4 protein-coding genes and 1 pseudogene are annotated in these 3,807 nt (G+C 67.2%); 4 read left to right on the top strand and 1 reads right to left on the bottom strand.

From position 1 onward, the window contains the following. Positions 1–423: pseudogene (locus ACFXKN_RS33390) on the top strand (NAD(P)/FAD-dependent oxidoreductase); the annotation flags it as partial. Between the two features lie 48 nt (positions 424–471). On the opposite strand, the gene ACFXKN_RS33385 reads toward ACFXKN_RS33390, so the two are convergent. Further along, entirely contained in the window at positions 472–1,026 is a 555-nt protein-coding gene (locus tag ACFXKN_RS33385; protein WP_378974739.1) for a hypothetical protein, read from the bottom strand. Between the two features lie 271 nt (positions 1,027–1,297). Between ACFXKN_RS33385 and ACFXKN_RS33380 the strand changes: the two genes are divergently transcribed. The 3 genes from ACFXKN_RS33380 (at position 1,298) to ACFXKN_RS33370 (ending at position 3,804) form a co-directional block, all read left to right on the top strand. Beyond that, a complete protein-coding gene (locus ACFXKN_RS33380; RefSeq protein WP_378974744.1) occupies positions 1,298–2,113 on the top strand; it encodes an NAD(P)H-binding protein in 816 nt (271 codons plus the stop codon). Between the two features lie 126 nt (positions 2,114–2,239). After that, entirely contained in the window at positions 2,240–2,665 is a 426-nt protein-coding gene (locus ACFXKN_RS33375; protein WP_379434785.1) for a hypothetical protein, read from the top strand. 308 nt (positions 2,666–2,973) lie between these two features. Further along, entirely contained in the window at positions 2,974–3,804 is an 831-nt protein-coding gene (locus tag ACFXKN_RS33370) for a DUF4129 domain-containing protein (protein WP_378974752.1), read from the top strand. Positions 3,805–3,807: the final 3 nt, after the last annotated feature.

Here is a 3,807-nt window from a genome sequence, read left to right as displayed (position 1 = left end):
ATGTCAATACATCGATGTCGGCGCCGACGGTGCCATCCGTTGGCCCACGGGCAGGTGCGGGAACTGACCGAGCACAGCGTCATCCTCACCGACGGCACGGAACTGCCTGCCGACCTCGTCGTCTACGCGACCGGCTACGGCTCGATGAACGGCTGGGCGGCCGACCTCATCGGTCAGGACGTCGCCGATGCGGTGGGCAAGTGCTGGGGATTCGGATCCGGCACCATCAAGGATCCGGGGCCGTGGGAAGGCGAGCTACGGAACATGTGGAAGCCGACTCAGCAGCATGGCCTGTGGTTCCACGGCGGCAATCTGCATCAGTCCCGGCACTATTCGCTGTATCCCGCGCTACAGCTGAAGGCGCGCTTCGAAGGGATTGCGACACCGGTCTTCAGGCAGCAGGCGGTTCATCACCTGAGCTGACGGCCCGTAGTGGCCGACCCTCGCTGGGTCGGCCAATACGCGGTGCCACTACGGCGTCGAGTAGCCGATGAGGGCGCCGATGCCCGCACCGATCGGGATGGTCACCAGTGCGCCGACTCCGCCGAGGAAGAAGCCGAGCACTGCGCCGATACCGGCGCCGATGAGCGCGCCGATGCCCGCGTTGTGCTGCTTGCGGGCCTGGGTGTCACCGGCCGCGTCGACGAACTCGGCCGAGTTGGCGGTGACGACGGCCGGTGCGGCGGCGGGAGTCAGCGTCGCTGACCGTCCGTCGGCGGAGATGCCTGCCACCAGATCGAAATCGCCTGCGCCGGTGATGATGCGGGTCGGCACGGCGGCGACCACCCGACCCTCCTGGTTCGTGAGGGTGACCGCACCACCGGCGACACCGAACGTGCCGTCCGGGGCGGACACCGTGAGCCCGGAGCCATCGGCCAGCGGACTCGCGGTGAACGCGACGCCGCTGTCGACGCCCTGCACGATCGGAACCGCTGCGGATGGTGCTGCCTGCGCGGTGGTGGTGGCCGCGAGGCCGACAGCTCCTGTCGCGAGAACGGCGATCGCGCTGAATTTCGAGAAATGCATCCTGCCCCTCCAGTCTGCCCGCCAATCCGGCGGAACATCCTCTGCCGGACCGGATCTCGGTCCGAGAACATTTTCGCATCGTCAACGATTCCGTGGAACCCACCAGCGGTGATACCGGAAAAACATCATCACTTCGACACAAAGGGCGAATTACCTTGCCACACCATAGATATTGATACGGTTGCCGGAAATATGCCTATGCCTATGTGCGCCGGTCGGATTTCGTTGGCAGGATCGAAGGAGTTCAACGATCCGAGACGAAGGGGAACCGATGACAATCCTGGTTACCGGGGCGACGGCCAATATCGGGCGCATGGTCGTGGACCAGCTGATCGCGCGAGGTGCCACCGACATTCGCGCGCTGACGATCAACCCGAGCAAGGCCGCGCTGCCCGCCGGGGTTCAGGTGGCCAAGGGGCATCTGGGCAGGCTGGACAGCTTGCCCGCCGCATTCGCGGGCGTCGACCGGATGTACCTGGCACCGTCGCCGGACAATGTCACCGAGGTGCTCGAGCTGGCGCGGGCAGCCGGTGTGCGACACGTCGTCGATCTGTCCGGTGAACCCGAAAGCTGGTGGGGCAGTGTCTGTAAGGCCGTAGAGGGCAGCGGCCTGGCCTGGACCCATCTGTGGCCTGCCGACTTCATGGAGAACACCCTGACGTGGTCCCAGCAGATCCGTGCGAACGGTGCCGTCTGGGAGCCGCACCCCGACAGCGCGAGCGCGCCCATCGCCATGAACGACATCGCCGCCGTCGCCGCCACCGCCCTACTCACCGACGGACATCTCGGCCGCGCGCACTCGCTCGCGGGCCCGGAGATCCTGTCCCGCGCCGACCTGGTCGCACACCTCTCCGACGCGCTCGACCGTGACATCACCTTCCGCACCTCGACCCGCGAGGAAACCATCGCCGCCCTGCGACCCACCATGGGCGACAACACGACCTGGTACGTCGACAATGTCCTGCTCGACTACGTCCCGACCCCGGAATCCCTGCCTATCACCAGCGTCGAGGACATCACCGGCCACCCCGCCACCACTTTCAACCACTGGGCGCACGCGAACGCCGCCCGCTTTCTCGCCGACTGACGCATCCGGTCGCGGGTGCCGGCCCGTGTATCGGGAACGGTCGCGGAAATGATGCGGAGGTGTCGGGCGGCGTGCGCACTGGTGACATATCCGATTGCAGCGCTTGGTTTTCGGGGAGGGGGCCCGGTGAGCAATGTCCTTCTCGCCGTCCATGATTTAGTGGGCCCGGTGCTCGCGATGAGTCCGGCACCGGAGGCTCCGCCGGCCTCCGAGCGGCTTCTGCAGCTGGTGCGCTACCTTTCGTGGCTCGCGCTCCTGCTGGTCCCGGTGCTGGTGATCGTCGTGGTCGTCGTCCTCGTGCGGGTACTGCGGTCGCGCTCCACCGAGCCGAGCCTGCCACCGCACCGGACGCCGCCGTCGAGCCCGGCCCCCGCCCCACCAACCGCCGACGCGCCGGCGCCACCGTCGTCCTCGCGCCCGCTTCGGGGCGGATGGCACGCGGTGCCCGATCCGACCGACCGACCGAGCGCGGTACCGGACCTCCCGCTCCCCGGAGCGGATGGCTGGCCGCCACCGGACCCGACGGTGTGGGGACGTCCCGGGCAGAGCTGATCGCCCGACCCGGCACCGGAATATTCCTTGCCCCGTGAAAGGGGATGTTGCGGGGTACAAGGAATCGGGAGGCGCTGAGGGAGTTCGACCAAACCTTTGTGCGGTCGGTTCCTGGAAGCCATCGGAAATGCCACCATGTGGGCATTTCGGGTGGCTTCCAGGGGTTCGGCGGTATTGCTGTGGGAAAGATTTTGGCGCCAATAGGCCGATTGGTCGCGGCGGTCGCATTGATTGTCGGGGCGATTGTCGCGCTGCAGGGGCGTTTACCTGGGACGGTTGTTCCCAGTGAATCCGGCGGAACCTCGCCGGTGGCTGTCGCATTGATGCCGGTATTGCTGCTGGTTTCGGTGGTGATCTTGCTCGCGGGAGCCATCGTCAGTCAGCACCGGCTGCCATTGGCGATGCCCGCGGTCGAGCGTGATCTCGGGGTTCGCTTGTCGTTCAGGCGTTTCGCGGTGCTGACCCCGATTGCGCTCAGTGCTGTCGCGCTGACGTTCGCGGTCGGTGTCACCATGCTGTTCGTATTGCCCGGTGCCAGGCGTCAGCCGACTTCGGCGCCGCCGGTGACCGCGGCGAAAGCGTGGGCGCCGCCGGTGTCGGGCGAGGTCGATGTGCAGGTGATCGATTCGGCGGTCGAGCCGGCGCGCCTGAGCGGGATGGCGTTGCTGGGGGCGGTGGGGCTGGCGGTCGTGCTGATCGGTATCGCGTTGGCCGGTCTCGTCGGCGTCACTGTCGCCGGGCGGCGGGCCCCCGTGGTCGACGGGGCGCAACTGACCGAAGAGGAGGTGGTGAATACGGTCCACTCGCTGACCAGGGCCGCCGAGATGGGCCTGGCGGCGATGAACGCACCGGGACAGGACGCGCGCACCGCGGTGATCGCCTGCTATGTGGCGATGGAGGCCGGACTGGCGGCGGATCGTGCCGCGGCGCCGTTGATTTCGGATACCCCGAGGGAAGTGCTGGAGCGGGCATTCGACAGTGGCGTGCTGCACGACGACGGCGCACACGAACTGGTAGCGCTGTTCGAGGAGGCCAGGTTCAGTCCGCACGCCATGCTGGGCTGGCAGCGCATCCGTGCCGAACAACTGCTGCGCCTGGTACTCGCCGACCTCCAAGCCCGCGACGAGGTATCCGTTTGACAC

The organism is Nocardia sp. NPDC059195 (assembly GCF_042754695.1).
Lineage (GTDB): Bacteria > Actinomycetota > Actinomycetes > Mycobacteriales > Mycobacteriaceae > Nocardia.
The sequence above is the reverse complement of the archived record's forward strand: the minus strand, read 5'-3'. Positions and strand labels throughout refer to the sequence as shown.

Bases quoted from the DNA above. Each gene is read 5' to 3' on its own strand.
- ACFXKN_RS33385 (WP_378974739.1), bottom strand. From the start codon at position 1,026: ATGCATTTCTCGAAATTCAGCGCGATCGCCGTTCTCGCGACAGGAGCT.
- ACFXKN_RS33380 (WP_378974744.1), top strand. From the start codon at position 1,298: ATGACAATCCTGGTTACCGGGGCGACGGCCAATATCGGGCGCATGGTC.